The sequence below is a fragment of the Enhygromyxa salina genome (assembly GCF_000737335.2).
GTDB lineage: Bacteria > Myxococcota_A > Polyangia > Nannocystales > Nannocystaceae > Plesiocystis > Plesiocystis salina_C.
In genome coordinates this window covers 1-532 of the sequence record NZ_JMCC02000324.1, presented here as the reverse complement: position 1 = coordinate 532, position 532 = coordinate 1, and the positions used below count along the sequence as shown (strand labels likewise).

Sequence of the window (532 nt, the reverse complement as noted above, 5' to 3'; positions counted from 1 at the left end):
ACTTTGATTCATGTCGCGTTATACCATCCGTAAGTGAAAAAGAGTCCCCTGTTTATTCACAGGGTTATTCAATGTGAATAATTCTGTGGATAAACACTATATGTTGGGGGTTGGGAGAGATTGAGTAACAATATGGAGGTTATTCTAGTGACCTGCCGCCAGATAACAAGACAGAAAAATGATGGCTATGGGGCTTGTATTTTGTGCGGAATTTCTTAACCCCGCGACTTATAAGGCCCAACCGCGTGTCAACTGCCAGGGTAAAAAATTCGAGATTTTGATCGACCGCTGATTTTTCGCACATCGCTGTGTTTTTTCCCGACAACCGACTAGCGGTGGAGCGGTTAGGAGAGAGAAAACGAGAACGGCAAGGTAACAGGCGCGCAATCGCCTTGCGCGCCAGCGGGTTACTTTTTCACGTGGCGGGTATGCACCATATAGTTCACATCGACGCCGCGGCCGAGGCGAAACTTGTCGCTCAGCGGGTTGTAGTGCAGGCCGATGATATGCTGCTCGCGCAGCGCGGTTTCGT

At 49.2% G+C, this 532-nt stretch carries 1 pseudogene; it reads right to left on the bottom strand.

The window, feature by feature from the left end:
* Window positions 1–407: 407 nt before the first annotated feature.
* Window positions 408–532, bottom strand: a pseudogene (locus DB30_RS43410) (bifunctional 2-polyprenyl-6-hydroxyphenol methylase/3-demethylubiquinol 3-O-methyltransferase UbiG); the annotation flags it as partial.